The sequence below is a fragment of the Gordonia oryzae genome, assembly GCF_003797185.1.
Classification (GTDB): Bacteria; Actinomycetota; Actinomycetes; order Mycobacteriales; family Mycobacteriaceae; genus Gordonia; species Gordonia oryzae.
In genome coordinates this window covers 203,883-230,783 of the sequence record NZ_RKMH01000005.1, presented here as the reverse complement: position 1 = coordinate 230,783, position 26,901 = coordinate 203,883, and the positions used below count along the sequence as shown (strand labels likewise).

Here is a 26,901-nt window from a genome sequence, read left to right as displayed (position 1 = left end):
TGTCTCGACAACACAGACCACCTCGCTCGGCGGTAACGATCGCTACCCGGATCGGCCGCCTAGACTGACTTGATGGGTTTCACCGGTTTTCCCGAGGCTGCGTTGGACTTCTACGACGATCTCGAGATCGACAACACGAAGTCGTTCTGGACGGCGCATAAGGCCACGTATTCCTCCGCAGTGGCCGAACCTATGGTTGCGCTGACTGCCGACCTCGCCGAGGAATTCGGCGAGGCCACACTGTTCCGGCCGTATCGCGATGTGCGCTTCGCCAAGGACAAGTCGCCCTACAAGACCCATCAGGGCGCATACGTCGCGGTTGCGCCGGCCACCGGGTACTACGTGCAGATCGGTGCGCCCGGCGTCCGGGTCGGCGCGGGTATTTACGACACCGCGGCCGACCGGCTCGCCGCCATCCGCGCCGCGATCGTCAACGAGCGCACCGGATCCGAGCTGGAGCGAATCGTCGATGAGTTGTCCGACGCCGGCTGGGAAGTCGGCGGCGACACACTCAAGACCGCGCCGCGGGGATTCGATCGGGATCATCCGCGGATCGGTCTACTGCGACACAAGACGATCACGGTCATGCGGGACTACGGATTCGATCCGGTCATCCATACCGCCGACCTCGTCGACCGCATTCGGGTCGACTGGAGAACCACCACGCCCTTGATCGAATGGATTCTGCGACACGGCAATGCGTAGAGAGACCCTCGGGTGTGTCGGAAGTACAGCCACACCTGCGACCATGTCCCGTGCGGCGGGTCGCATCGCCCGATGCCGACGCCGCACCTCCTTGTGGTCGAGGTGATCGATCAGCAGGACCGGCCGGTCCGCCCACCGGACGGCGCGGGCCCCAGTCGGAGCAGCCCAGGTGTCCCAAACACACCGACATCCCGGATCGAGGCGTTCGAGCGCACCGACCTCCCCGTAGTTCGCGGTCACCACCGCGGCGCGCTCACGCCGATCGGCGGGGCTCGCCGACCACACGCTGTCGACCGCGGCGGCGAACTCCGGCCGCGCCACCTGCTTGCTGCGTTCCCAGTTGAGCGGGTTGACGGTTCGCACCGGGCCGACGGGTAGCACCGGCAGCGCGATCGCGGCGGTTGGAGCCGATGGTGACCATCGATCCGGCGACGAGCAGCCGCCGTCGGATGGGCGCACGTGCCCACTTCGCCGCCGTTTGGGGCAGGACCACGACAACGGCGAGCATCACGCCGACGGGCAGCCACCATGAACGAAACCTGATACGCGGCCCGACGACGGGCACGCGGTGGTACCCGCAACGGCCCGACCGGGCAAGCACAATGATGACGAGCAGCTCGGCGATGCCGGGTATCGGTACCATCGTCAGTCACTGCCGCACCTCTGCCGTCGAGGTCACCCTGTCATGGTGCGGCATAGGCACGTAGCGGGTATCGGTCCCGTGTGACAGCAGTCCGCACGACGCTCGTCGTTGCCGGCGATCACAGCTGCCGCCCGACACCGCTCGCGGCAACCTGCAGCGCCGCGAGCAGCCGACTGCGATCCCGTTTGAGCGTGGGTACCACGACCCCGATGGCCGCGACCACCGACGTCCGATCACTGGCCGGCACCACCGGCACGGCCAGCGAGCAGGCTCCTGGCGACATCTCCTCGCTGGTGGTGGCGTATCCACTTGCCCGGATGTCCTCCAGTTGACGTGCGAGGACCTCTGGCGAGGTAATCGTGTGCGGGGTGATCCGCACCAGGTTCGACATCGATTCTGCGGCAATATCATCCGGCGCGTGCGCCAACAGCACCTTGCCGACGCCGGTGCAGTGCAACGGAAGCCGGCTGCCGACGGTGCTGACGATCGGCACCGAGGCACGCCCGGCCATCCGCTCCACGTAGAGCACCTGGGCGCCATCGCGAACCGCGAGGTGCACGGTCGCCAGCGTCGCCGCGTAGACGTCGTGCAGGAACGGCTCCGCGACCTGCTTGAGTCGGCCCGTGATCGGCGCACGCAGACCTGCCTCCCACAGGAGTCGACCGACCACGAACCGGCCGTCGGGACGGCGTGCCAGCGCGTCTCCGGCGACGAGTTCGGCCGCGAGTCGGTGCGTGGTCGCCACCGGCAACTTCGACCGCCGGGCGAGTTCGCTGAGCGTGAGCACTCGGTGGCGCTCGTCGAACGCCCCGATGATCGCTAGGACGCGTGAGGTGACAGTGGCCCCGGCGATCGAGGTGTTGCCGGCCATAAGACTCCTTACGACATACCTTTTCCGCTCAGCGGAAGTCTACTCTTTTCCAGCTCACGCAGACGGCCCTACTGTGAGCCACATGACAGCCCTGAACACCAACCCCGACAGCGCGTCGGCCAGCCAGCGGGAGATCAGCGGTGAGATCACCGCCATCGAGACCGCATATCAGCACGCCGGCATCGAGGAAACCCAGCCTCGTCTGGACTATCCGCCCTATCGCAGCAGCCTGCTGCGCCATCCGACCAAGGACCCACACCACGCCGATCCGGAGACCCTCGAGCTGTGCTCGCCGGTGTTCGGGGAACGTGATGTCCACACGCTCGAAGCCGATCTCACGATCGCGCATCGCGGCGAGCCGATCGGTGAGCGCATCGTGGTGACCGGTCGAGTCCTCGACGGTCAGGGCCGACCGGTGCGTCGCCAACTCGTAGAAATCTGGCAGGCGAACTCGGCCGGGCGCTATATCCATAAACGGGACCAGCACCACGCGCCGATCGACCCCAACTTCACCGGCGTCGGGCGATGCCTGACCGACGAGAGCGGGAACTACCGCTTCACTACGATCAAACCCGGCCCCTATCCGTGGAAGAACCACCACAATGCGTGGCGGCCCGCGCACATCCACTTCTCGCTCTTCGGAACCGACTTCACGCAGCGGATGATCACCCAGATGTACTTCCCGGGCGACCCGCTGTTCCCCTTCGACCCGATCTACCAGTCGATAGTCGACGCGAAGGCACGCGAACGGCTCGTCGCCGCCTACGATCACGACGTGACCAGTCACGAATGGTCCACCGGTTACCGTTGGGACATTGTGCTCACCGGCAGCAATCGCACCCCGCTCGACAACGAGGAGAACTGATGACCGCCCTGCTGCCGCCCACACCCGCCCAGACCGTCGGACCGTTCTACGGGTACGCACTGCCCTTCGAAGGTGACAATGAGCTGGTGCCGCCACGCTCCCCCGGCTCGATCCGCTTGCACGGAATCGTCACCGACGGCCACGGCCAACCGGTCCCGGACGTGCTACTCGAACTCTGGCAGGCCGATGCCGACGGCACCGTGGTGCAGCGACCCGGATCGCTTCGCCGAGACGGGTGGACCTTCACCGGTTGGGGACGCTGCGCCACCGATGACGCCGGCGAATATTCTTTCAGCACAGTCCCACCCGGACCGATCGAGGGCGCCGCGCCATACTTCCTGATCACCGTGTTCGGTCGCGGCCTGCTGCATCGGCTGTTCACCCGCGCCTACCTGCCAGGTTCACTCACCGAGGCCGATCCATTCCTGGCCGGTGTGCCCGAGGATCGACGCGCCACCCTGATCGCGACGGCCGACGGCGACGGATTCCGTTTCGACCTGCGCTTACAGGGCGCCGACGAGACCGTCTTCCTCCACTACCCGGGACAGTAGACGTTGAGTGATCTGTTTTGGCCGGGCGCTCACCGCGCAGGCGACCTGATGAGCGAGGAAGCGCTCTTGCGTGCCCTCATCGAGGTCGAGAACGCCTGGCTGAGAGCACTTGTCAGCCACGGTGTGGCACCCGCGGACGCCGCAGCAGACCTCCGTCCACTCGTCAGCACGGACGATCTCACGGCCATCGCCGTGGACGCCGAGGCCGACGGCAACCCCGTCAGCGGCTTGGTGTCGTTGTTGCGCTCGCGCGCCGGCGACACCGCCGCACAGTGGCTGCACCGGGGACTCACCAGTCAGGACACCCTCGACACGGCACTCATGATGTGTGCGCGAGACGTACTGCGCCGCATCGAGGACCATCTGCGGACGCAGGTCGGGGCGCTACAGGCATTGATCAACGCCCATCGTGATGCTCCCCTGCTGACGCGCACACTGACTCAGCCGGCACTGCCGGGCACCGCGGGACGCAAGTTCGGAGTATGGCTCACCGCCCTCCTCGACGCCGCCGACACCCTCGACGCCCTCCCTCCGATTCCCGTCCAGATCGGCGGCGCCGCAGGCACTCTCGCAGCACCAGTCGAATTGACCGGATCGGCGCAAGCCGCGCGGGCACTGGTGAGAGCAACGGCAGGCACCCTCGGTCTGGCGGCCTCGACGCCGTGGCATACCACGCGCGCCACCACCACCCGCATCGGTGACGCGCTGGTGACCTGCTGCGACGCATGGGGGCACCTCGCAGGTGATCTGGCGATCGCCGGCCGACCCGAGATCGGCGAGTTCACCGAAGGCGGCGGTGGCGGGTCATCGACGATGCCGCACAAGAACAATCCCGTCCTCACCGTGTTGCTCCGACGGGCCGCGCTGGTCGCACCGGGTCTCGCCGCGACCCTGCATGCCGCGTCGGCGGCGAGCCTCGACGAACGCTCCGACGGGGGTTGGCACGCCGAGTGGTCGACGCTGCGCACGTTGAGCCGTCTCACCGTCACCGCCGGCGCCCACGCCGCGCAATTGCTCACCGGTTTACGGTTTCACCCCGACCGCGCCGCCGCCAATCTCGTCTCGGCCCAAGGCATTCTGACCGAGCAGGAAACGATGTCACGACTGGCCGGACATGCGGCGTCGCCGGACTATCTCGGCGCCACCGACATCCTGGTCGACGACGTCGTGACGCGCGCGCACCGCTATCTCGAAGGAGCCCATTCGTGACCGATCCGTACACCGATCCCTACGAGGCCGGAATGACGGTCCGCCGTGAGGTTCTCGGCGACACGCACGTCGACCGGGCGACCGCCGCCATCACCGACCTCACCGAGGAGTTCCAGCAGTTCATCACCCGTTATGCCTGGGGAACGGTCTGGACGAGACCGGGACTGGACCGGCGCAGCCGATCGATGATCACACTGACGGCGTTGATCGCGCGCGGCCACCACGAAGAACTCGCCATGCACATCCGCGCCGCCCGCCGCAACGGACTCACGATCGACGAGATCAAGGAGGTCATCCTGCAGAGCGCCATCTATTGCGGGGTGCCCGATGCCAATTCGGCATTCCGCATCGCCTCGACCGTGCTCTCCGAGGAGATCTGAATCCCCACGACCGATCACCTCACACCGAGCGCGTCGAGGTAGAACCAACGGCCGTCCTCGCGCACGAAGCGGCTGTGTTCGGACATCGTCCGGCGCACTCCGTCGGTTCGGTGGTGGGCGACGAAGGCCACCTCTCCGGCATCGTCGAACAGACCACCTCCGGAGGTCTCGGTGACGTCGAGGCGATACCAGTCGATCTCGTCGTCGAGTTCGAGATCGCCGGGGCGCGTGCGCCGATGCCACGTGGCCAGCAGGTACTCCCGGTCGCCAACGGCGAACGCGGAGAATCGTGAACGCATCAACGCCTGAGCGGTCGGCGCGCGCCGCCGACCCTCGAGAAGCGGTCCACAGCATTCGCCAAAGATCAGCCCGGAGGTACACGGGCATCGGTCATCGGAGGACACCACATGCATATGTGCCAGCGTATCTGTCCGGTCGCAACGCCCTCGGGGTCGCGGCAGGTTCCACGGTCGGAAATATCGCCCGTGGTATGCGCCCTTGACATCCCCGCCCAGAACCGGAAGATTCGGCGGCGTCAGGTGATCTGACGTCAACGGTGAGAAGGTCTGCAATGAGCCGCAACGTGCTGGTCGTCGTCGGAACCGAGGGCAGGGGTGTGGTGATCGCGCGTCGGCAGGGCTGCGGGCGGCAGGTCCGACTCGCCGATGCCGATGCGACCGCTCTCGAGGTGCGGGTCGACGGCCTCGACGGCCTCGACGGCAAAGGGTGTGACGTTTCCGGCTTTCCGGTGGACGTGGGCGGCGGCGGATTCGCTGAGGGCGCCGGCCGAGCACGCATCCGGGCTCGGCGCTGTGGACCAGGTCGTCCACACAGTCGGTGTGTCGCCGGTGCACGCGAGCCCGGAGGCGATCCTTCGAGTCGAGCTCCTCGGGTCGCCCTGTCGCTAGACATCGTCGACGGAGTCGCCGACCCCGGCGATGCGGGTGTGGTGATCGCGAGCATGGCAGGACACGTGTTCGGGCCGCTGCGGGCCGATCAGGCCGCGGCAGTGGCCGCCACCGCCGCACCGGATCTGCTCGGCTGGGGTTTCCTGCACGCTGACGTCGCCTCGACGCCGGATCTGGCCAATGGGATCGCCCAGCAGCCCAACCACATCCGCGGGCGCGCGGCGGCCCGCAGCTGGAGCGCCCGCAGCGCCGGTATCAACAGCATCTCTCCCAGGGTGATCGCCACGGCGATGGGCCGCCAGGAGCTCGCCGACGCCAGCGCGGAGACGATGCGATCGATGATCGAGGGCTCGGTCACCGAACGGGTGGGCACCGCACCCGACATCACCGCCGCGACCGCCTTCCTCGGCCGCGAATCGTCGTTCGTCCCCCGCACCGACCTACTCGTGGACGGCGGCGTGGTTGCCACCGTGGCCGCGCAGGGCTGAGAGGTGTACACCGTCAACCGTTTCGGGCCGGTCGACGTCCTGACGGCGGGTAACGGCGGCGTCGTACCGTACGGCAACACCGTCGTGGTCCGCGGATCGGACGCGGTGCTGGTGATCGATCCGTCACTCGCCCTCGACGACGACCCCGTCGGCGCCGACGCGGTGATGATCAGTCACGCGCACGAGGACCACATCGCCGGGCTGCGGCACTTCACCGCCGACACCTTCGCCCACCGTTACGACGCGGCCGCCGTCGGCTCGCTCGACACCCTCATCGCCGGCTATGGGCTCGAGCCGGATCTCCGCGACGCGATGACCACGGTGATGACCGACGACTACCACCTGCCGGCCGTGCGTGACGGCGTCGTGGGTGTGACCGACGGCCACACCTTCGACCTCGGCGACCAGACCGCAACGGTCATCCACCTGCCCGGACACACCGCCGGTCACTGCGGCGTGCTGATCGAGCCTGCCGGGTTTCTCTACGTCGCCGACATCGACCTGACGTCGTTCGGACCGATGTACGGCGATCTCGGGTCCAGTCTCGACGACTTCCTCGCCTCCATAGACCGGGTCGGCGAGATCGACGCCCGCTGGTACGGAACCTTCCACCACAAGGGTGTGGTGACCGGACGTTCCGAGTTCGGTATCCGACTCGCCACCTACCGTCATCGGATCCTCGAGCGCGAGGAACGGTTACTCGAGTTCCTGCGACAGCCAAGGACTTTCGACGAGATCGTGGCACACCGGCTGGTGTATCGCCCACATGTCGAGGCGCCGTGGGTGCGATCGGTGGAGCGCCGGACCGCACAGTTGCACCTCGAACGACTCCTCGACGCGGGCGCGGTGACCGCGATCGCCGACGAACAGACCGGGCGTCACACGGGCGACGCTCAGACGGACACCCGGTCCGGCGCGCTATCGACCATGTCGTGGGTTGTCACCTAAGCGGCACCCATGCACGTCATCTCGCTGTACCGGTCGGCATAGGCGCGTCGGGTAAAACCTTCGATCCCGCCGGCGCGGCGGATTCGTATCACCGAATGCACCACGCTGGCGATCCACCGCGCGCCATTCAGCCAACTGCCAGCGCGATCGCGGCGCCATCCCAGCTGCGCGCAGTGTGATGATCGGTATGCACACTGCGAAGCACTCCTTCACCGACACTGTCCTCGTCGTCACCGACGGCTCGCCGCGGTCGCGCACCGTCATCGATCAGGTTTTGCGCTCGGGCCGCAATGCGGTGGTCGCGGGGCGCCACACGCGCGATCTCGTCTCCTATGTGGACGCCGCCGTCCACGACCAGGTCTGGGCGGTCGTCTGCGATCCGGCCGATCCGACGCAGATCGAGGCACTGATCGAACGCGCCGCCACCACGATGGGGCCGGTGATCATGGTCGTCGACCCGGCCGGACAACTGCACGACGTCCACTCCGCCGACCGGCATGTCGCCTGAACCGCAGATGTGCACGCGCCACCTCAGTGACGTGAGATCTCCCGTACCGTACGCACCGCCGCCATCTTGGCCGGATTCCGCATGACGAAGACGTGCCGGATGAGACCGTCGACCACATCGAGCCACAGGATCACACCCGGATCGTCGGACACCGCCACGGTGAATCCCGGCAGCCCGTTGACCTCGATCTCGCCGACCTGCATCTCGCCCGTTGCGTGAACGAGTGTCACCGCTGTGGCGCCGATGCGTTCGACCCGGGTGTGCTCGTGGCACACGACGCCGAGAGCATCGAGCGCGCGGCGTGTCCGCTCGCGCCCACGGACGGACAGGTTGGAGGCGATCTCGTCGGCGGTGACGAGGGTGACCCGGTGACCGGCCTCGGCGAGTTCGGCGGCGGTCTCGATCCCGGTCAAGCCGCCGCCGCCGACGGTGACGCGGCCGACGCCTCGCAGCTCTGCCAGCCGGTTGCGCAGGCGGGTGGCCGATTCCCAGTCGGTGACCAGGTGGGCGTGGTCGGCGGCACCCTCGATCGCCGCACGGCCCGGAGCTGCCGACGGCGTAGATCAGCCAGTCGTAGTCGAGCCGGCCGCCCGAGTCGAGGCCGACCAGTCGTCCGGGTCCGTCGATGTGTTCCGCGGTGGCGACGATGCGGCGGACGCGTGCGCAGAGCAGCGTCTCGAAGTCGCGGGTGGGCGTGGCGGTGCCGGACGCCTATTGATGTAACCGGATACGTTCGACGAAGTGGTCTCGCGCATTCACCATCACCACATCGAACGAGGATTCTGCGGCGAGTCTGCTGGCTGCCATCGTGCCGGCGTACCCGCCACCGACGACCACCACCGTGCTGCGTTGTTCACTCATGGTTCTCATTCCTCTACTTCCGGGGATCTGACTTACCCGAGACACCAGGCGGTCCGAGAATGTGACCGGCAGTGACTCGGATCACATCGTCGATGTGGATGATGCCGGTGCATGGGTAGGGCGAACGTGGCGTCGCTGGGGGGTGAACACCGATGACATAACCTGACGAGGTGCTGTCTGTCCGGGAGCTGTCGCCGCGCTTGATCGTCGTCGGCATTCTCATCGCCGCCGCAGGCATCTGTTACTCGTCGTGGGTGCTGGAGTTCTTCTGGGCCTCGCCTCTGGATCCGCTGCGCAGCTTTATGAGTGAACTCGACGCGGAGCACCGCCCGCATCGCCTGGTCTACGTGTACGGAGACGTCATCACCGCGGTGTGCGCCATGCTTGCCGGGGTGCTGGCGTTCGTTCCTCGTCCCGTGGTGGCCGGCGGCTTCGCCCGCGGCGCGCTCGTCTCGCTTGCGGCGTTCGGGGTGTCGACCATCACCGACGCATTGTCGCCCATCGACTGCATTCCGCACGTCGACCCGAACTGTCCGTCGGAGCCGAGTGGGCTGCTGCCCCAACTACATCACATCCACGCCTTCACCAGCAGTGTGGCGGTGTTCGCCATCTTCATTGCGATGATCCTCGGGGTGGTCGCGGCGTGGCGGACGTCGATCTGGCCGGTGCTGCGTCTGCTCGGCCTGACGATCCTGGTGGTGATCTCTGTCGCGACGGTGTGGATGTTGGCCGCCGACAACCTGTCCGGGGATTGGCTGCTGGGGCTCGCGCAACGCATTCAGATCGGCGGCATGACGCTGTATCTGGTGGTGTGGGGTGCTGCGGTGGCCGCTGCGCGAAGGTCGATCACACCGTCACCGGTGTCTGCGGCGTAGAGCGAGTCGATGTGCTCGGCGTACTCGTCGGCGAGGGCTTGCACCGCAACTTCCATCGTGGGGGGTGCGGGCTACGGCGTCGGGCGTGTTCAGTACCGTCGCGCGGGCGGCGCGGTGTCGGGATCGACCACGACGAGCGCCGACACAAGCGGCTTGGCGTCACCGATCGCGACGACCTGACCGATCAGCGACGACGGCGTCTTCAGCGCGTTCCCGATGTTGTTGGGCGACGTGTTCTTTCCGGACCCCGTTGACGATGAGTTCTTCGTGCTGTCGACGATCCGCACGTTGCCGGTGGCCAACCACCCGTCGGCGTCGATCGTCTCGGCTGTCATGTCGGGCGGAGTTTCGATAGCCGACCATGACCACCGGTACCCGGGTCAGCAGTTCCCCGTCGTCGGCGCGCGTGACCTCGACATCCGACACCGGATTACCGCCCGTACCGATCCTCACGTTCACCGGCGAGGTCATCGTGGAACCTCCGGTGGGTCGCCGACATTCCTCACACCTCCAGCACCGGCATTCCCAGACAGAGGAAGAGCGGCAGCACCTCTGGCGGAATCGCTGCGGCACCCGATCCGACGACGGTGCGGTGGTTCATACCGATCGCCGACCGCACCTGCTTCAGGACGAGCGCGGGTCGGCGAGCGTATGCCGGGCGACGTCGATCGCGTTGGGCGTACGGCCGTCGAGATGGGCCGATGCGGCCGCGGCACCGTTCCTCATCGCCCAGGCTCCCAGCTTCTTCGTGACTGGGCTGGTTTCCTCGGCGCCGGTTTCCTCGGCGCCGGCCCGGACCTTCTGCCAGACCCGGTACGCCGAAGACGAAGGTCGGACGCGCCTCGGGAGTGCGTGGGCGTTCTCCCGCGGATCGGCGCGCGCTACTTCTTGGGCGGGAAGTACTTGATGAGCGCTTCCTGCACGACGGAGGTGGCCAGTGTTCCATCCCGCATCCAGAACCGCCCCGAACCCATCCCGCGCGATCCGGTCGCCACCGGGGACCGCGTCGCGTAGAGCATCCACTCGTCGAAGCGGAAGTCTCGGTGGAACCACATCGAATGATTCACGGTGGCCGCGAAAAGTCGGTCGATGCCCCACGATAAGCCGTGCGTGGTGATGATCGAATCGAGGACGGTGGTGTCGGAGGCGTAACACATCGCGGCCACATGCATGATCGGCTCATCGGGCATCCGGCCGTCGGTCTTCATCCACACGCGGTTGTCGCGCAGCGTTTCCCCGGCTTCACGCATCTTCCACGACGGGTCGTTGGCAAACCGGATATCGATCGGGTGCAGTGCGTCGACGAACGTCGCAATCCGGTCCTCGAAACCCTTGAAATGCTCACCGAGGGGCGGCAATTCCTCCGGATAAGGCACCTGCGGGATCTCCACCGCGTGTTCCAGACCGGCCGAGTTGTCCTGGAATGCCACCAGCATGGTGAAGATCTCTTCACCCTTCTGTTTGGCGGTGACCTGACGGTTTGCAAAAGACTTGCCGTCGCGGAACCGGTCGACGTGGTACTGCATCGGTTCGTTGACGTCGCCGCCGCGAATGAAGTGCGCGTGCAGAGCATGGACCGGCGGAGTACCACGGGTCAGGGTGCGGGCTGCCGCCACGACACCCTGACCGAGCATCTGCCCACCGAAGGTGCGCGCCGTCTTCTGCTCGGGGTGTTGCCCGATGAACACATCGGCGTCGCGCTGCTCGACGTCGAGCAGTTCGAGCAGCTTGCCGAGGTCGCTGGTGGGGTCCGCAGTCATGCGAACAGACTAGGGACCCCGGCGTGCCCGGTGGCCACCGGGACCGTGGCGCGGCAGACCTGCGCAACATCGGCTCAACGAGTGGGTGGGCTCGCGTCATCGGCTCACCCACCGCTCACCAGGCGTGCCCGTACGACAGGGGGTGGGCCCGCGTCAGGCGGCTCACCCCCCCGCTCACCGGGCGCGCCACGCCTGCACGACCAAGAGCGCGGAGCGAAGCGACAATGCGATGAGGAGGAAGGCGTGGTGCCTCAGGCCCGATGAGCACGCGCGGACGGAGTCCGCGCCAACAACTCAGTGGTCCTGTTCGCCGATCCGGTGCACATGGATCATGTTGGTCGATCCGACGGTGCCGGGCGGCGCGCCGGCGACGATGACGACGACGTCGCCGTCCTTGAGCCGACCGATACGCAGCAGGTGGTGGTCGACCTGGTCGATCATGTGGTCGGTGGAGTCGACGTGATCGACGATGAAGGTCTCGGTTCCCCAGCTCAGGGCCAGTTGGCTGCGTACGGCCTGGGTGGGTGTGAACGCGAGAAGCGGCAGACGTGAATGCAGCCGTGCCAGTCGGCGGACGGTGTCGCCGGACTGGGTGAAGGCCACCATTGCCTTGACCTCGAGCCGTTCGCCGATGTCGCGGGCGGCGTAGGAGATGATGCCGCGTTTGGTACGGGGAACGTGGGAGAGCGGCGGTACATCGCGTGAGCCGGTTTCGACGGCCACGCAGATGCGGGTCATCGTCTGGACTGTCTCGATCGGCCACTTGCCGACAGAGGTCTCGCCGGAGAGCATCACTGCGTCGGCACCGTCCAGGACGGCGTTGGCGACGTCGGAGGCCTCGGCGCGGGTGGGCCGGGAGTTCTCGATCATCGAGTCGAGCATCTGAGTAGCCACGATCACCGGTTTGGCGTTCTCGCGGGCCATCTGGATGGCTCTTTTCTGGACCAGGGGGACCTGCTCGAGCGGTAGTTCCACGCCCAGGTCACCGCGGGCGACCATGACTCCGTCGAAGGCCAGCACGATGGCTTCGAGGTTGTCGATGGCCTCGGGCTTTTCCAGTTTGGCGATCACCGGGACGCGGCGACCCACGCGGTCCATCACTTCGTGGACGAGTTCGATGTCGGCCGGGGTGCGAACGAAGGAGAGTGCGACGAGGTCGACGCCGAGTTGCAGCGCGAACTCGAGGTCGGCGATGTCCTTTTCACTCAGGGCGGGGATCGAGGTCTTGACACCCGGCAGGTTCAAGCCCTTGTTGTTGCTGACCGGACCGCCTTCGGTGACCACGCAGACGACGTCGTTGCCGTCGATGGCGGTGACCTTCAGCCCGACCTTGCCGTCGTCGACGAGGAGTCGGTCTCCGGCTTCGGCGTCTTCGGCGAGTTGTTTGTAGGTCGTCGAGACGCGGTCGTGGGTGCCGACGACGTCGTCAACGGTGATGCGGACTTCTTCTCCGGTGGCCCACATGACCTGTCCATTGAGTGCCCCTTCGTCGACGAATTTGCCGAGTCGGATCTTGGGACCTTGTAGGTCCGCGAGAATGCCCACGGCCTTCTCCGCGGCATCGCCCGCGCGACGCACACGCTCGTAGACGGTGCGATGGTCCTCATGGCTGCCATGGCTGAAGTTGAGTCGAGCAACATCCATGCCCGCCTCGACGAGCTCTTTGAGACGCTCCTCGGAGTTGGTGGCGGGGCCCAGGGTGCAGACGATCTTGGTACGACGTGTCACGGTGCTCACCTTAGTCGTGTCGGATCAGCATCTCTATCGCTGGCGGCTACTGGCCATCACCCGGCCATAGGACGTTCGTCCACTCCCCCGAGGTCAGTGGCGGCGCCACCGTTTCATTCTGTTCAGCCCGATCGGGGTCACGCTCCGGGCGCGCCGCCCGACGGCTGTGTCGTGATCGCGACGGCGGCCCGGCCAATTGTCAACGCACCGAAAGCGGTAGCGCCGACGGGCGGACCGGTGACGGGAGATCGGAAGCACCCATCAGGTATTCGTCGACCGACCTTGCCGCCGAACGACCTTCGGCGATCGCCCACACCACCAACGACGCACCGCGGTGCGCATCACCGCAGACGAATACCCCGTCGGTGCCGGTTTGCCAGTCACTGCCGCAGGACAACGCGCCGCGTCCGTTGGGCGCGAGTTCAAGCCCGTCGAGTAACGGCCCTCGTTCAACACCTTCGAATCCGATCGCGAAAAGCGCCAGTTCGCAGGGGATCTCAAACTCCTCACCGACCGGCGTGATCACCCGTCGGCCGTCGGGTTCGCGGACAACGGCGACTTCGGCGAGCACCATCGTGGTGACGTTGCCGTGTTCGTCACCGACGAATCGTTGCACTGCCACCTGATATTTGCGCTCGCCGCCTTCGGCGTGCGCGCTGGAGGTACGCATCACCAGTGGCCAGGTCGGCCACGGGGACCGGGCGTCGTCGCGATCGGAGGGCAGTTCGGGGTTGTAGTCGAGTTGAACCACCGAGGCCGCTCCTTGCCGATGCGCGGTGCCGAGGCAGTCGGCACCGGTGTCTCCGCCACCGATGATGACGACGTGTTTGCCCTTGGCAGTGATCGGTGATTCTCCGTCTCCCTCGCATTCCCGGTTCGCCGGAACCAGATGTTCCATCGCGAGATGCACACCGTTGAGGTCGCGGCCGGGTACCGGGTTGTCGCGGGCAGCCATCGCACCGATCGCGAGAACGACAGCGTCGTGGCGCTCGCGCAGATCCGACACCAACAGGTCGGTGCCGACGTTGCAACTGGTGACGAATTTAGTTCCCTCTGAACGCATCTGGGTGATACGGCGGTCGATGTCGGACTTCTGCAACTTGTACTCGGGAATGCCGTAACGCAGCAGCCCACCCAGCCGGTCGTCACGCTCGTAGACGGTGACGTCGTGGCCGGCACGGGTCAGCTGCTGGGCGGCGGCCAGACCGCCCGGTCCGGAGCCGACCACGGCGACCGACTTGCCGGTCATGAGGGCGGGCGGCTCGGGCCTGATGATGCCCTCGGTCCAGGACTCGCGGGCGATCGTCTTCTCGATTCGCTTGATCGTGACGCTGCCGCCGGTGGTGGCCTCCGAGATGGACAGCACACACGCCGCCTCGCACGGGGCCGGGCACACCATTCCGGTGAACTCCGGGAAATTGTTGGTCGCGTGCAGGCGTTCGCTCGCCGCGTCCCATCGTCCACGTCGGACGAGGTCATTCCATTCCGGGATGAGATTGCCCAGCGGGCAGCCCGCGGTTCCGGAGTGACAGAACGGGATACCGCAATCCATGCATCGCCGGGCCTGATCACTCACCTCGGAGAGCACCGTGAGCGGCTTGTCGGCGTGCTCGTAGACATCGCCCCAGTCGCCGATGCGCTCGGCAACCGGCCGATATCGGGCCTCCTTCTTCGAGACCTCCAAGAATCCCCTCGGATCAGCCACGTGCCGCCTCCATGATCGCTGAATCAACGTCGCGCCCTTCGGCTTCGGCCATCTGGGCCGCGTCGAGGACACGCTTGTAATCGGTGGGCATGACCTTGGTGAACGCGAGACACCGTCGCGGCCAGTCGGCCAGCATCGACGCCCCGATCGCCGACCCGGTCAGCTCGGTGTGGATGGTGATGTGCTCGTGAAGCCAGCGCAGGTCGTCTGGGTCGGGGCGCATCAGCTCGACCATCGCCATGTTGACCTTGGCGGGATCGAGGTCGTAGACAAAGGCCATCCCGCCGGACATGCCGGCCGCCATGTTGCGGCCGGTTGCGCCGAGGATCACCACCCGACCACCGGTCATGTATTCGCAGGCATGGTCGCCGACGCCCTCGACCACGGCGGTGGCGCCCGAGTTGCGCACGGAGAACCGCTCGCCGACACGGCCGCGGAGATAGACCTGCCCGGAGGTCGCGCCGTAGAGGATGGTGTTACCCGCGATGACCTGATCCTCGGCAATGAACCAGGCGTCGGGGTGCGGCGCCACCACGATCTTGCCGCCGCACAAGCCTTTGCCGACGTAGTCATTGGTGTCGCCGCTGAGCTTGATCGTCACTCCCGGCGGCAGGAACGCGCCCAGGGATTGGCCGGCCGAGCCGGTCAGCTCGACGGTGATCGTGTCCTCGGCGAGGCCGGCGGCACCGTAGCGGCGGGTGACCTCGGCGCCGAGCAGCGTGCCCACCGTCCGATTCACATTGCGTACCGGCAGTTCCAGGGTGACGGGGTGTGCGTCCTCGAGCGCGCCCTCGGCGAGCGAGATCAGCGTCTGGTCGAGCGCCTTGCCGAGTCCGTGGTCCTGGTCGCGCACCCGACGCGTCGGACCCTTGTCCTCGATCCGACGGAAGATCGGGCTGAGATCAAGGCCCCTACTCTTCCAATGCGCGACTGCCGCATCGGTGTGTAATCGCTGCGACTGACCAACCGCCTCGTTGAGCGTCCGATATCCCAACTGCGCCAAATACTTCCGCACATCCTCGGCGATGAACCGGAAGAAGTTCACGATGTGCTCGGCCTGACCGCTGAAGCGCGCGCGCAGCTGCGGATTCTGGGTGGCCACACCCACCGGACAGGTGTCGAGATGACACACACGCATCATGACGCAGCCGGTCACGATGAGCGGCGCGGTGGAGAATCCGTATTCTTCTGCACCGAGCAACGCAGCCATGATCACATCCCGGCCGTTGCGCAGCGCGCCGTCGCACTGGACGGTAATTCGATCGCGTAAACCATTGAGCATCAACGTCTGTTGCGCGTCTGCCAGACCGATCTCCCACGGCGTGCCGGCATGTTTGAGTGAGGTCAGCGGCGACGCCCCGGTGCCGCCGTCGTGACCAGAGATGAGCACGACGTCGGCATGCGCCTTCGACACACCGGTGGCGACAGTGCCGACGCCGACTGCGCTGACCAGCTTCACGTGGATGCGGGCCTGCGAATTGGCGTTCTTGAGGTCATGGATCAGCTGGGCGAGATCCTCGATCGAGTAGATGTCGTGATGCGGCGGCGGCGAGATCAGTGCCACACCCGGAGTCGAATGGCGGGTCTTGGCTATCCACGGATACACCTTGTACGCCGGAAGCTGTCCGCCCTCACCGGGTTTGGCGCCCTGCGCCATCTTGATCTGGATGTCGGTGGCGTTGATCAGATAATCACTGGTGACACCGAACCGGCCCGACGCCACCTGTTTGACCGCGCTGCGTCGCTCCGGATCGTAGAGCCGGTCGACGTCCTCGCCGCCCTCCCCGGAGTTCGACCGTGCGCCGATGCGGTTCATCGCAATCGCAATCGTCTCGTGGGCTTCGGCCGAGATCGAGCCGTAACTCATTGCGCCGGTGTTGAAGCGCTTCATGATCTCCTCGGCCGGCTCGACTTCCTCAAGCGGGACCGGTTCGCGCGCAGCGAGATCGAGTTCGAACAGACCGCGCAGCGTGCCGCCCTCGCGCTGGAGGCGGTCGACCTCGTCGGAGTACTTCTGGAACACATCGTCGCGGCCGGTCTTGGTGGCGTGCTGCAGCAGGAAGATCGTCTCCGGAGTGAACACGTGCAGTTCACCCTCACGGCGGTACTGATACTCGCCGCCCACTTCGAGCCGGCGATAGACCTGCTCGGTCGGGTTCTCCGGGAACGCGCGATGATGGCGCATCCGGACCTCCTCGGCGAGTTCGTCGAGGCCGACACCCTCGATGCGGGAGACCGTCCGGGTAAAGTACTCCCTGACCACTTCCGAGGACAGGCCGACGGCCTCGAACGCCTGCGAAGCGGTGTAGGAGCTGATGGTGGAGATGCCCATCTTGCTCATCACCTTCAACACGCCCTTGCCGAGTGCCTCGACATAGTTGCGGATGGCCTTACTGGTGGCCACCCCGATCAACTCGCCCTGCGCGATCAGATCCTCGATCGATTCCAGTGCGAGATACGGATTCACCGCGGCCGCACCGAATCCGATGAGCAGGGCGATGTGGTGGACCTCGCGGGCATCGCCGGACTCGACGACCAGCGCGACCTTGGTGCGTTCCTTGGTGCGGACGAGGTGGTGGTGCACCGCAGAGGTGGCCAGCAACGACGGAATCGGCGCGTGCTCGCGATCGGTGTGGCGGTCGGAGATCACCAGGGTCCGGTGCCCCTCGGCGATCGCCTGGCTGGCGCGCAACCGCAGATCCTCCAGTGCCGCAGCCAATCCCGGACCACCATCGGCGACCTCATAAAGCCCGTGCAGTACCTTGGCCGACAACCCGGGGTTGTCGCCGTCGTCGTCGATGTGGACGAGCTTGGCGAGATCGTGGTTATCGATGACCGGCCAGTGCAGCAAGATCTGTCGGCACGATGCCGCGGTGGGGCGCAACAGGTTCTGCTCGGGCCCCATGACGCGGGCCATCGAGGTGACGATCTCCTCACGGATAGCGTCCAGCGGCGGGTTGGTGACCTGGGCGAAGAGTTCGACGAAGTAGTCGTAGAGAAGGCGGGAACGCTTGGACAACACCGCAACCGGGGTGTCGGTACCCATCGAGCCAAGCGGCTCATAGCCGGAGGCCGCCATCGGTGTGAGCAGGACGCGCAGATCCTCCTCGGTGTATCCGAACGAAACCTGTCGACGTACCACGGTGTCGTGATTCGGTGTGTAGACCGGTCGCGACGGCAGCGTCGTGATGTCGAGCAGTCCGGCGTGCAGCCATTCGTCGTAGGGCTCGGCGTTGATCAGGTCGCCCTTGACCTCCTCGTCGGGGATGATCCGACCGGCGGCGGTGTCGACGAGGAACATCGTGCCCGGCTCGAGGCGACCCTTGGACACGACGTCGTCGACCGGAACGTCGAGGACTCCGGCCTCAGAGGCGAGGATCACCCGACCGTCGCGGGTCTGCCACCAGCGTCCCGGACGCAGGCCATTGCGGTCGAGAACCGCTCCGACGACGGTGCCGTCGGTGAAGGTCACACATGCCGGTCCATCCCACGCCTCCATGAGAGAGCCGTTGAACTGTAGGAAGGCACGTCGCTTGGGATCCATCGACGGCACGTTCTCCCACGCCTCGGGGACCATCAGCATCACCGCATGGGCGACGCTGCGTCCGCCGAGATGCAGCAGCTCTAGCACCTCGTCGAGCGATGCGGAGTCGGACGCCTCCGGCGTGCAGATGGGGAACGCGCGCGTGAGGTCGCCGGGAATCAGGTCGGTCTCCAGCAGAGCCTCCCGCGCGCGCATTCGGTTGCGGTTGCCGCGCACGGTGTTGATCTCGCCGTTGTGGGCGACGAATCGGAAGGGATGTGCGAGCGGCCACGACGGAAAGGTGTTGGTCGAGAAGCGCGAGTGGACGATGGCGATCGCGCTCATGCACCGTTCGTCGCGCAGATCCGGGTAGTACAGCGGCAGTTGCATCGTGGTGAGCATGCCTTTGTAAACGATCGTGCGGCTCGACAGCGACGGGAAATACAGACCGGTGCCCTCGGCGTCAATCTCCGGGGTCACCCGCTCGGCCTGCTTACGGAAGGGATAGATGGCCCGGTCGAGGTCGATGCCACCGATGCGTGTGACTCCTGGCCCGGGATCGACGGTGACGAACAGCTGCGCCATGTGCGGCATGCAATCGAGCGCGGTATCACCGATGTCGGCGCCGTCGGGGTCGACCGGGAGCTCGCGCCAGCCGAGGATAGTGATGCCCTCGGCGGACGCGAGGTCGGTCAACCGTGCGAGCGCCGTCGAGCGCAAGTCCTGGTCCCTCGGCAGAAAGCAGGTGCCCGCAGCGTAGCTGTTGTCGCCCGACGCAGTCGGCTCAGGAAGCTCGAAATCAACACTGGCGCGCAGCAATTCGTCGGGCAACTGAATCAGGATGCCTGCACCGTCACCGCTGTTGGCCTCGGCGCCGGCCGCGCCACGATGTTCCAGATTCTCCAGCGCCAGCAACCCGTCGGAGACGATCGAGTGTGAGCGACGACCGTGGATGTCGGTGACCATTGCCACACCACAGGAATCGACCTCAGCCTCGGGGTCATACAGGCCCTGCTTGGCAGGGAGCGCCGAAAACAGCATCAATACCTCCACCGGATTCGTGACGAATCACATGCATGATGTCCTCTGGGACAGCGCTGGCCCGTGGAGCACGTGGGGTCGCGGATATGGGCTGCCGCAAACCGTGAAATCCCACTGTAACCGACCAACCAACGGGGTGCCCGTGATGGCGAGGTGATCCGAACCGGCTCAAACACCGAATCCGGTCAGCTGCCGAACCCCGTCAGTTGGTGTGTGGGGTGTCTTTGGCTGAGTCGGGAGCGCTGTCGGCGTCAGGCTGAGCGCTGTCGGCGTTATCGGGAGCGCTGTCGGCGTCAGACTGAGCGCTGTCGGCGTCAGGCTGAGCGCTGTCGGCGGTATCGGGAGCGCTGTCGGCGGCATCGGGAGCGCTGTCGGCGGCATCGGGAGCGCTGTCGGCGGCATTGTCGAGATCCGGGTCGATGGCGGTTTCCTCGTCGTGTTCGGCGATGCCCTTGTCGATGACCTCGGTCACGGTGCTGTCGTCGCCTACATCGGTCATCTCGCCGTCGGAGTCAAACAGGTCGTCCTCGTCGGGCTCCGACTCGCGCTCGTCATCGACGTCGTCGTCCGGGTACCGGTCGTCGACGTAGCCGACGACACCCAGGGCCTCGAGTTCCTCGGCACGGTCAGGGTGATACATCTGCAGACCCCGCTCACGGCCCTTGGTGGCGACGACGAAGTAGATCGCCGCGCACACGAACAGCAGCGCAGAGGTGAAGACGTTGATGCGGATGCCGGCAATGAAGGTGTACGCGGTGTCCGAGCGCAGGAGTTCGACGACGAACCTGCCCGCGCAGTAGCCGGCCACGTACAGCGCGAACAGTCGGCCGTGACCGATGCGGAATCGCCGGTCCAGCGCCACGAGCACCAGAACCACGAGCACGTTCCACACCAACTCGTACAAAAAGGTGGGGTGGACTATCTCGTACACCTGGCCGGTCGAGGTCCCGTTGATCAGGTTGGGTCCGGTCTGAATGCCGTTGGTGCGCTCGTAGATCTCCAACCCCCACGGCACCGTTGTCGGGCGGCCGTAGAGCTCCTGGTTGAAGTAGTTGCCCAGCCGCCCGATTGCCTGGGCGAGGAGGATCGGGGGCGCGATGGCATCGCCGAACGCGGGCAACCGGATACCGTGACGGCGCGCACCGATCCAGGCGCCGAGCGCACCAAGGATCACCGCACCCCAGATTCCGAGACCACCGTCCCAGATCTTGACGACGTCGATCGGGGACTTTCCACCGTCGCCGAAATAGATCGACCAGTCGGTGAGGACGTGATAGATACGGCCACCGATCAGACCGAAGGGGACCGCCCAGATGGCTATGTCGAGGACTTCACCGGGCTGGCCGCCGCGTGCGACCCATCGGCGATCCCCCCACCAGACCGCGACGATGATGCCGAGGATGATGCACAGCGCATACGCGCGCAACGGGACCGGCCCGAGATGCCAGACCCCCTGTGGCGGACTGGGGATGTAGGCGAGCAACGTCGTCGTCGGCGCGGTCACGGTCTCACCCTAACGGACCATCTGAGGCACACGATCGCACCACCCGGTGGGTTCGTCCGATCGGACCCCACGTGTACGGGTCACCTCGGCGGGTTCGGGTGGGCGACGCCGTCGGCAAGTTCGCCTACGAGCTCCCGTAGCCGAGCCTGCCCGGCCTGTGCCGCGGTCACCAGGGCCGAACCCACGATCACACCGTCGGCATACGAGGCGATCTCGGCAGCCTGCTCGCCACTGCGGACACCGAGACCAACCCCGATCGGAATGTCGGAGTGCTCGCGGATCCGGGCACAGAGCTCAGGGGCTGCGTTCGACACCGCTGTGCGAGCGCCGGTCACTCCCATCGTGGAGGCTGCGTAGACGAAACCGCGACACGCATCGACGGTGTAAGCCAGCCGCTCCGGGGTCGACGACGGTGCGACCAGATAGATGCGGTCCAGTCCCTGGACATCGGAGGCCTCGTGCCACCTATGACCCTCCTCGGGGATGAGGTTGGGAGTGATCAGTCCGGCTCCCCCGGCCTCGGCGAGATCGGCGGAGAACCGCTCGACACCGTAGGCGAGGATGGGATTCCAGTAACTCATTACGACGGCCTGCCCGCCGGCCTCGGCGATCGCCCGGACCGCGGTGAACACGTCACGCACCCGCACCCCGTTTGCCAGTGCAAGATCGGCGGCCTCCTGGATCGTCGGCCCGTCCATCACCGGATCCGAGTAGGGCACGCCGACCTCGATGATGTCGCACCCGGCCTCGACCATGGCGGTAAACGACTCCACCGACCCGGCCACCGTCGGATAGCCCACGGGCAGATAGCCGATCAGAGCGGCACGGCTCTGCTCACGGCATCGGGTGAAGACCGGCGAGAGGTTGGCGGCTCCAGCGTGTCGGACAGTCGGCACAGTCATCGAGTCTCCCTCGGATCTGATTGGGCCGCTACAGATTCAGACTGCATCTCGGATTCCGAAAGAGGCGGATCGAACAGCTGGAACCACTCCGCGGCGGTGTCGACGTCCTTGTCGCCGCGACCGGACAGGCTGACGACGATGATGGGCGCGCCTTCGGTACCGGCCTGTGCCCCGCGCGGTGTGGTGCGAGCGAGTTCGTGGCCGAGTTGCAATGCCCCGGCCACCGCATGCGCTGACTCGATCGCCGGGATGATCCCTTCCCGCCGGCTCAGCAATGCCAGTGCATTCATCGCCTCGGTGTCGGTGATCGGTCGATACTCGGCCCGACCGATGTCCTTGAGATGGGCATGCTCGGGGCCGACCCCGGGATAGTCCAAACCCGCCGAGATGGAATGGGACTCGATGGTTTGGCCATCCTCGTCTTGCAGGAGATAGGAGAAGGCGCCCTGGAAGGCGCCCGGTGAACCACCGGTGAACGTCGCCGCATGCCGACCGGTCTCGACCCCGTCGCCTGCGGCCTCATACCCGACGAGTCGGACATCGGCATCGTCGATGAACGGGTGAAACACACCGATCGCGTTCGAGCCGCCGCCGACGCAGGCCACCACCGCGTCGGGCAACCGGCCGGTGTGCGAGAGGATCTGCGCACGGGTCTCGAGGCCGACGATGCGCTGCAGATCGCGCACCAGCATCGGGAACGGATGCGGCCCCGCGGCGGTACCGAAGCAGTAATAGGTGTTGTGCGCGTTGGTGACCCAGTCGCGGAGCGCCTCGTTGATGGCGTCCTTGAGGGTCGCCGAGCCGTTCTCCACCGCCACTACTGTCGCACCGAGCAGACGCATCCGCGCCACGTTCAGCGCCTGGCGTTCGGTGTCGACGCGCCCCATGTAGACGATGCACTCCATACCGAACAGGGCACACCCGGTGGCGGTAGCGACCCCGTGCTGACCGGCACCGGTCTCGGCGATGATGCGCGACTTGCCCATACGGCGGGCCAACAACAACTGACCGAGCACGTTGTTGATCTTGTGGGAACCGGTGTGATTCAGGTCTTCGCGCTTGAGGAACACCCGTGCGCCGCCGGCATCGTCGGACAAACGTGTGGCCTCGTAGAGCGGCGAGGGCCGACCGACGTAGTCACGTTGCAGCCGGTCGAGTTCGGCGAGGTAATCGTCGTCGGTGCGCATCTTCTCGTAGGCGGTGGTCACCTCGTCGATGACCGCCATCAACGCCTCGGGAACGTGCCGCCCACCGTAGACACCGAAATGTCCCCCGGCGTCGGGCTCAAGGGAGGTGCGGGTGGCCACTCCCTGACTGGCCGTGGGCAGGACGGTCGGGGCGGCGTCGGTGCCGCTGCTCTGATCGGTCGTCACGGGACACCTCACTGCATCACATACGCGCGTCCACAGCCTCGGCCGGAGCCGGAGACCGTTGTCAGCGAACGGGTTTCGGACAGGACGGGTGGGTGCCAGCGGTCACCAGCTCCGCCACCGCGGTTCGGGGGTCGCCACTGGTGACCAGCCCCTCGCCCACCAGGACCGCATCGGCGCCGGCGCCGGCGAAGGCCAGCAGGTCGGCGGTGCCGCGCACACCCGACTCGGCGACACGAATCACCTTGGTGGGCAAGCCCGGAGCGATTCGCGAGAAGTTGTCGCGATCGACCTCAAGAGTTTTGAGATTGCGGTTGTTGACGCCGACCACCGAGGCGCCCGCCTCCAGCGCGCGATTGGCCTCTTCCTCGGTGTGCACCTCGACCAGAGCCGTCATGCCCAGACTCTCGGTGCGATCGAGCAACGAGGCCAACACATTCTGCTCCAGGGCCGCGACGATCAGCAAGATCATGTCGGCACCGTGTGCGCGCGCCTCATGGATCTGGTAGGGCCCGACGATGAAATCCTTGCGCAGCACCGGAATGTTCACGGCCGCGCGGACGGCATCGAGATCGGCGAGCGACCCGCGGAAGCGCCGCTCCTCAGTGAGCACACTGATGATCCGGGCGCCACCGTCCTCGTAGGCACGCGCAAGTTCGGCTGGGTCGGCGATGGTCGCGAGCTCGCCCTTCGACGGGCTGGCACGCTTGCACTCTGCGATCACTCCGATGCCAGGCTGTTGGAACGCGGCCATCACGTCCCTGGGATCGGGCGCCTGGACCGAGGCCGCCTTGACGGCCGCGTAATCGACGACCGCTTCGCGCGCGGCGACGTCGGCCTTGACTCCCTCGATGATCGAATCGAGGACGTTCGGCGTGCTCACGACAGCTGGTTCCCTTTCCACGCTCCTTGCCCTCACCAGGGTAGACCGGGGTTCCCGCAGGCCCATGCGCGGGTCCGCCGAGTCCTACGTCACGCCGAGCACCGCAGCGATCAGCGCTGTTCGGTCGGGTCGATCCCGGTGTCGAGGGCATCCCACATCATGCGTTCGTTCGCGTGTGGCGGTTCTATACGCGCCGCGTCCTCGCCGTCGGCCGCCGCGTGGGTCCCCTCCCGACCGATGTGCCCGCCGGCCGGCTCGGTCCCTGCACCGCCGGCCGATTTGCGTCGCTCGTGCTCGGCGAAGATCTCGCGCTCGAGTTCGTCGCGGCGTGCGGCAGGTGTCCGGTACTTGCTCGACATCCCCGCCCCCGAAGCCGAACGCAGCAACAGAACACCGGCCGCGACACAACTCACCGTCCCCGCGAACACGATCACCGACACCCAGCCGTGGTTGGTCGTCAGCCGCACGACGTACCGATCCGACAGATCGATCGCCCGTGCCGCGTACAGCGAATCGGAACTGCTGGTCAGCAGCGACAGCGCCGGGAACGCGGCGAGCAGTCCGCCCGCGGCGACGAGGACCGCCACGATCCGCAATCCCCACCCGCGCAGCGAAAACGCCGCAGGGATCGCCGCGAGCAACACCAACGCCAGCGGCGTCAGCCACGGACTCCAGTCGGCGCCCTTGACCGGTAGGTATCGGTCCGGCGACATACCGTCACCGGCAAAAACGGTCGCCCACGTCACACGCGAGGCCGACCAGAACGCCAACGCACCCAACGCCATCAGGATCGCGGCGATCACCTTGATCCGCCGGGACCTGCGGGCCGGGTCGGCGGCGTCGGGTGTCGTCGGACCGGGGGCCTGCTCACTCACTTGTCGGCCCACCTTCGGCAGCGCCGCCAGAGACCCGACGCATCGTCGAGGCGGCGGCGACCGCATTGAGCACCGCGGTCGCCTTGTTGCGGGCCTCGTTGTACTCGTAGTCGGGATCGCTGTCGGCCACGACCCCGCCGCCTGCCTGCACATAGGCGGTGCCGTCCTTGATCAACGCGGTGCGAATGGCGATCGCGGTGTCGGCGTTGCCGGCGAAGTCGAGATAACCGACGATGCCGCCGTACAGGCCGCGGCGCGTACGCTCGTGGGCGTCGATGAGCTCCATCGCCCGCACCTTGGGCGCGCCGGTGAGCGTCCCCGCCGGGAAGCAGGCCGTCACCGCGTCCAGGGCGTGCTTGTCCGCCCGCAACGCACCCGACACCGTCGAGACCAGGTGCATGACGTGGCTATAGCGTTCGATGTGTCGGTAATCGCTGACCTTCACGGAGCCGGGACGACACACCCGACCGAGATCATTCCGTCCGAGGTCGACGAGCATCAGATGTTCGGCGTTCTCCTTCTCGTCGGCGAGGAGATCCTTCCCGAGCAGTTGATCCTCCTCCTCGGTCGATCCACGCCACCTGGTGCCGGCGATCGGATGCGTCGTCGCCCAGCCGTCCTGCACGGTTACCAGTGCCTCGGGACTCGACCCGACGATCGTGAACGGATCGGACTCGATTCCCGGGATACGCAGCAGGTACATGTACGGGCTCGGATTGGACGAACGCAGCACGCGATAGACGTCGAGCGGGTCGGCAGCGGTGTCCATCTCGAACCGGATCGACGGCACTACCTGAAAGGCCTCGCCCGCCTCGATATCGCCAACGAGATCGCGCACGATCTCGTGGTACTCCTCGCGGCTGCGCTGCACCCGATAATCGGGAGTGGGCCGGTCGAAATGCGACACCGTTGACGGCGCCGGCGCCGCGAGAGCTTGGGTCATCGTGTCCAGCCGGGCCACGGCATCGGTGTAAGCCTGCTCGGCACGCTCGTCCAAACCGTCCCAGTTGACGGCGTTGGCGATCAGGGTGATCGTGCCCTCATGGTGATCGACCGCGGCCAGGTCGGTCGCGAGCAACATCATCAGATCCGGCAAGTGCAGGTCATCGGTAGTGGTCTCGGGAAGCCGTTCGAGCCGACGCACCATGTCGTATGCCATGAACCCGACGAAGCCCCCGGTCAGCGGCGGCATATCCGGCAGCGGATCGGTGGCCAGCAGCCGTAGCGACTCGGCCAGCACCGTCAGCGGGTCACCGTCGACCGGCGCACCGGACGGAACCGCCCCCCACCAACTCGCCTTGCCGTCGACAACGGTCAGCGCCGACGGCGCACCCGCGCCGATGAACGACCACCGCGACCAGCTACGCCCGTTCTCGGCGGACTCGAGCAAGAAGGTGCCCGCACGGTCGCCTGCGAGCTTGCGATACGCCGACAGCGGGGTCTCCGAATCGGCGAGGACCTTGCGGGTCACCGGCACCACACGATGGTCGGCGGCCAGATCCAGGAACTCGGCCAGACTGGTCGTGGCCGAACCCGCCGCATGATCGTGGGTGGAGGTGGTCATCGCGGGTGTACTCATCCCAGCGGCTCGCCGCCCACGCCCCACTGGGTGCGCGGGATCTCGTTGATGGTGACCCACACCGAATCCGGGCTCTTGCCGGTGGCCCGCGCATATGCCTCGGTCACCGCCGCGATGGTCTCGCGTTTCACCCGGTCCGAAAGCCCGGGGGTCTGCGAGATCTGGATCAATGGCATGAGTGGTCGCCACCTTTCGTCAAATGAGTGTCCGCCCCGATTC

The 26,901-nt window shown here is 66.4% G+C and carries 25 protein-coding genes and 1 pseudogene; 9 read left to right on the top strand and 17 right to left on the bottom strand.

What is annotated here, in order from left to right:
* The first annotated feature begins 72 nt into the window (after positions 1-72).
* On the top strand, positions 73-705 hold the full coding sequence (locus EF294_RS08430; protein WP_123928132.1) for a DUF2461 domain-containing protein: 633 nt from the start codon (positions 73-75) through the stop codon (positions 703-705).
* A gap of 253 nt (positions 706-958) precedes the next feature.
* Here the strand turns inward: EF294_RS08430 and EF294_RS08425 are convergent, their stop codons facing one another.
* Both EF294_RS08425 and EF294_RS08420 read right to left on the bottom strand, forming a co-directional pair.
* Positions 959-1,348, bottom strand: a complete 390-nt coding sequence (locus tag EF294_RS08425) for a hypothetical protein (protein WP_123928129.1) — start codon at positions 1,346-1,348, stop codon at positions 959-961.
* A gap of 118 nt (positions 1,349-1,466) precedes the next feature.
* A complete protein-coding gene (locus EF294_RS08420; protein WP_123928126.1) occupies positions 1,467-2,219 on the bottom strand; it encodes an IclR family transcriptional regulator in 753 nt (250 codons plus the stop codon).
* 82 nt (positions 2,220-2,301) lie between these two features.
* On the opposite strand from EF294_RS08420, the gene pcaH reads away from it, so the two are divergent.
* From pcaH to pcaC, 4 genes are read left to right on the top strand one after another with little or no spacing between them, the layout of a single operon-like run.
* Complete coding sequence (gene pcaH / locus EF294_RS08415; protein ID WP_123928123.1) at positions 2,302-3,084, top strand: protocatechuate 3,4-dioxygenase subunit beta; 783 nt, start codon at positions 2,302-2,304, stop codon at positions 3,082-3,084.
* Complete coding sequence (gene pcaG, locus EF294_RS08410; RefSeq protein ID WP_123928120.1) at positions 3,084-3,635, top strand: protocatechuate 3,4-dioxygenase subunit alpha; 552 nt, start codon at positions 3,084-3,086, stop codon at positions 3,633-3,635. Before pcaH ends, pcaG begins: the two co-directional genes overlap by 1 nt.
* 3 nt (positions 3,636-3,638) lie before the next feature.
* Complete coding sequence (locus EF294_RS08405; protein ID WP_123928117.1) at positions 3,639-4,844, top strand: lyase family protein; 1,206 nt, start codon at positions 3,639-3,641, stop codon at positions 4,842-4,844.
* Positions 4,841-5,224 carry a 4-carboxymuconolactone decarboxylase gene (pcaC, locus tag EF294_RS08400; protein ID WP_123928115.1) on the top strand — a complete coding sequence of 128 codons (384 nt, stop codon included), beginning with the start codon at positions 4,841-4,843 and terminating at the stop codon, positions 5,222-5,224. The genes EF294_RS08405 and pcaC overlap by 4 nt, the downstream gene beginning before the upstream one ends.
* Before the next feature lie 14 nt (positions 5,225-5,238).
* On the opposite strand, the gene EF294_RS08395 is transcribed toward pcaC, so the two are convergent.
* Positions 5,239-5,637: a YchJ family protein gene (locus EF294_RS08395; RefSeq protein ID WP_123928111.1), complete on the bottom strand. Its 399-nt coding sequence runs from the start codon at positions 5,635-5,637 to the stop codon at positions 5,239-5,241.
* Positions 5,638-5,795: 158 nt separating this feature from the next.
* Between EF294_RS08395 and EF294_RS08390 the strand changes: the two genes are divergently transcribed.
* The 3 genes from EF294_RS08390 to EF294_RS08380 all read left to right on the top strand — a co-directional run bounded on the left by EF294_RS08390 (position 5,796) and on the right by EF294_RS08380 (position 8,076).
* A complete protein-coding gene (locus EF294_RS08390; protein ID WP_246007753.1) occupies positions 5,796-6,620 on the top strand; it encodes an SDR family oxidoreductase in 825 nt (274 codons plus the stop codon).
* A gap of 3 nt (positions 6,621-6,623) precedes the next feature.
* Entirely contained in the window at positions 6,624-7,568 is a 945-nt protein-coding gene (locus tag EF294_RS08385) for an MBL fold metallo-hydrolase (protein ID WP_123928108.1), read from the top strand.
* Between the two features lie 187 nt (positions 7,569-7,755).
* Positions 7,756-8,076, top strand: coding sequence for an SDR family oxidoreductase (locus EF294_RS08380; protein WP_185090991.1), 321 nt, complete (start codon positions 7,756-7,758; stop codon positions 8,074-8,076).
* 23 nt (positions 8,077-8,099) lie between these two features.
* On the opposite strand, the gene EF294_RS08375 is transcribed toward EF294_RS08380, so the two are convergent.
* Together EF294_RS08375 and EF294_RS21375 are read right to left on the bottom strand one after the other, a co-directional pair.
* A complete protein-coding gene (locus tag EF294_RS08375) occupies positions 8,100-8,579 on the bottom strand; it encodes an FAD-dependent oxidoreductase (protein ID WP_246007761.1) in 480 nt (159 codons plus the stop codon).
* A gap of 208 nt (positions 8,580-8,787) precedes the next feature.
* A complete protein-coding gene (locus tag EF294_RS21375) occupies positions 8,788-8,937 on the bottom strand; it encodes an FAD-dependent oxidoreductase (protein WP_185090990.1) in 150 nt (49 codons plus the stop codon).
* 170 nt (positions 8,938-9,107) lie between these two features.
* Here EF294_RS21375 and EF294_RS08370 point away from each other — a divergent pair, with 170 nt between their 5' ends.
* On the top strand, positions 9,108-9,812 hold the full coding sequence (locus EF294_RS08370) for a DUF998 domain-containing protein (protein ID WP_123928100.1): 705 nt from the start codon (positions 9,108-9,110) through the stop codon (positions 9,810-9,812).
* A gap of 89 nt (positions 9,813-9,901) precedes the next feature.
* On the opposite strand, the gene EF294_RS08365 is transcribed toward EF294_RS08370, so the two are convergent.
* The 12 genes and pseudogenes from EF294_RS08365 to EF294_RS08310 all read right to left on the bottom strand — a co-directional run bounded on the left by EF294_RS08365 (position 9,902) and on the right by EF294_RS08310 (position 26,858).
* A complete protein-coding gene (locus tag EF294_RS08365; RefSeq protein WP_123928097.1) occupies positions 9,902-10,147 on the bottom strand; it encodes a hypothetical protein in 246 nt (81 codons plus the stop codon).
* 546 nt (positions 10,148-10,693) lie between these two features.
* Positions 10,694-11,572 carry an acyl-CoA thioesterase gene (locus tag EF294_RS08360; protein WP_123928094.1) on the bottom strand — a complete coding sequence of 293 codons (879 nt, stop codon included), beginning with the start codon at positions 11,570-11,572 and terminating at the stop codon, positions 10,694-10,696.
* A 294-nt stretch (positions 11,573-11,866) separates the two neighbouring features.
* Positions 11,867-13,300 (bottom strand): pyruvate kinase, encoded by a 1,434-nt coding sequence (pyk, locus tag EF294_RS08355; RefSeq protein ID WP_123928091.1) that lies wholly within the window; start codon positions 13,298-13,300, stop codon positions 11,867-11,869.
* Between the two features lie 199 nt (positions 13,301-13,499).
* Entirely contained in the window at positions 13,500-15,005 is a 1,506-nt protein-coding gene (locus EF294_RS08350; protein WP_123928089.1) for a glutamate synthase subunit beta, read from the bottom strand.
* The gene (gltB, locus tag EF294_RS08345) at positions 14,998-19,569 is read right to left on the bottom strand and encodes a glutamate synthase large subunit (protein ID WP_123928086.1); all 4,572 of its coding nucleotides are present in this window, start codon (positions 19,567-19,569) and stop codon (positions 14,998-15,000) included. The genes EF294_RS08350 and gltB overlap by 8 nt, the downstream gene beginning before the upstream one ends.
* A 226-nt stretch (positions 19,570-19,795) precedes the next feature.
* Positions 19,796-21,073, bottom strand: a pseudogene (gene lgt / locus EF294_RS08340) (prolipoprotein diacylglyceryl transferase); the annotation flags it as partial.
* An 80-nt stretch (positions 21,074-21,153) separates the two neighbouring features.
* The gene (gene trpA / locus EF294_RS08335) at positions 21,154-21,975 is read right to left on the bottom strand and encodes a tryptophan synthase subunit alpha (RefSeq protein ID WP_123928083.1); all 822 of its coding nucleotides are present in this window, start codon (positions 21,973-21,975) and stop codon (positions 21,154-21,156) included.
* Complete coding sequence (gene trpB / locus EF294_RS08330) at positions 21,972-23,348, bottom strand: tryptophan synthase subunit beta (protein ID WP_123928080.1); 1,377 nt, start codon at positions 23,346-23,348, stop codon at positions 21,972-21,974. The genes trpA and trpB overlap by 4 nt, the downstream gene beginning before the upstream one ends.
* A gap of 61 nt (positions 23,349-23,409) precedes the next feature.
* On the bottom strand, positions 23,410-24,228 hold the full coding sequence (gene trpC, locus EF294_RS08325; protein ID WP_123928076.1) for an indole-3-glycerol phosphate synthase TrpC: 819 nt from the start codon (positions 24,226-24,228) through the stop codon (positions 23,410-23,412).
* A gap of 110 nt (positions 24,229-24,338) precedes the next feature.
* Positions 24,339-25,103: a TIGR02234 family membrane protein gene (locus EF294_RS08320; protein WP_123928073.1), complete on the bottom strand. Its 765-nt coding sequence runs from the start codon at positions 25,101-25,103 to the stop codon at positions 24,339-24,341.
* On the bottom strand, positions 25,096-26,682 hold the full coding sequence (locus tag EF294_RS08315; RefSeq protein ID WP_123928070.1) for an anthranilate synthase component I: 1,587 nt from the start codon (positions 26,680-26,682) through the stop codon (positions 25,096-25,098). Before EF294_RS08315 ends, EF294_RS08320 begins: the two co-directional genes overlap by 8 nt.
* Positions 26,679-26,858: a tautomerase family protein gene (locus EF294_RS08310; protein WP_006371433.1), complete on the bottom strand. Its 180-nt coding sequence runs from the start codon at positions 26,856-26,858 to the stop codon at positions 26,679-26,681. The genes EF294_RS08315 and EF294_RS08310 overlap by 4 nt, the downstream gene beginning before the upstream one ends.
* Positions 26,859-26,901 lie beyond the last annotated feature (43 nt).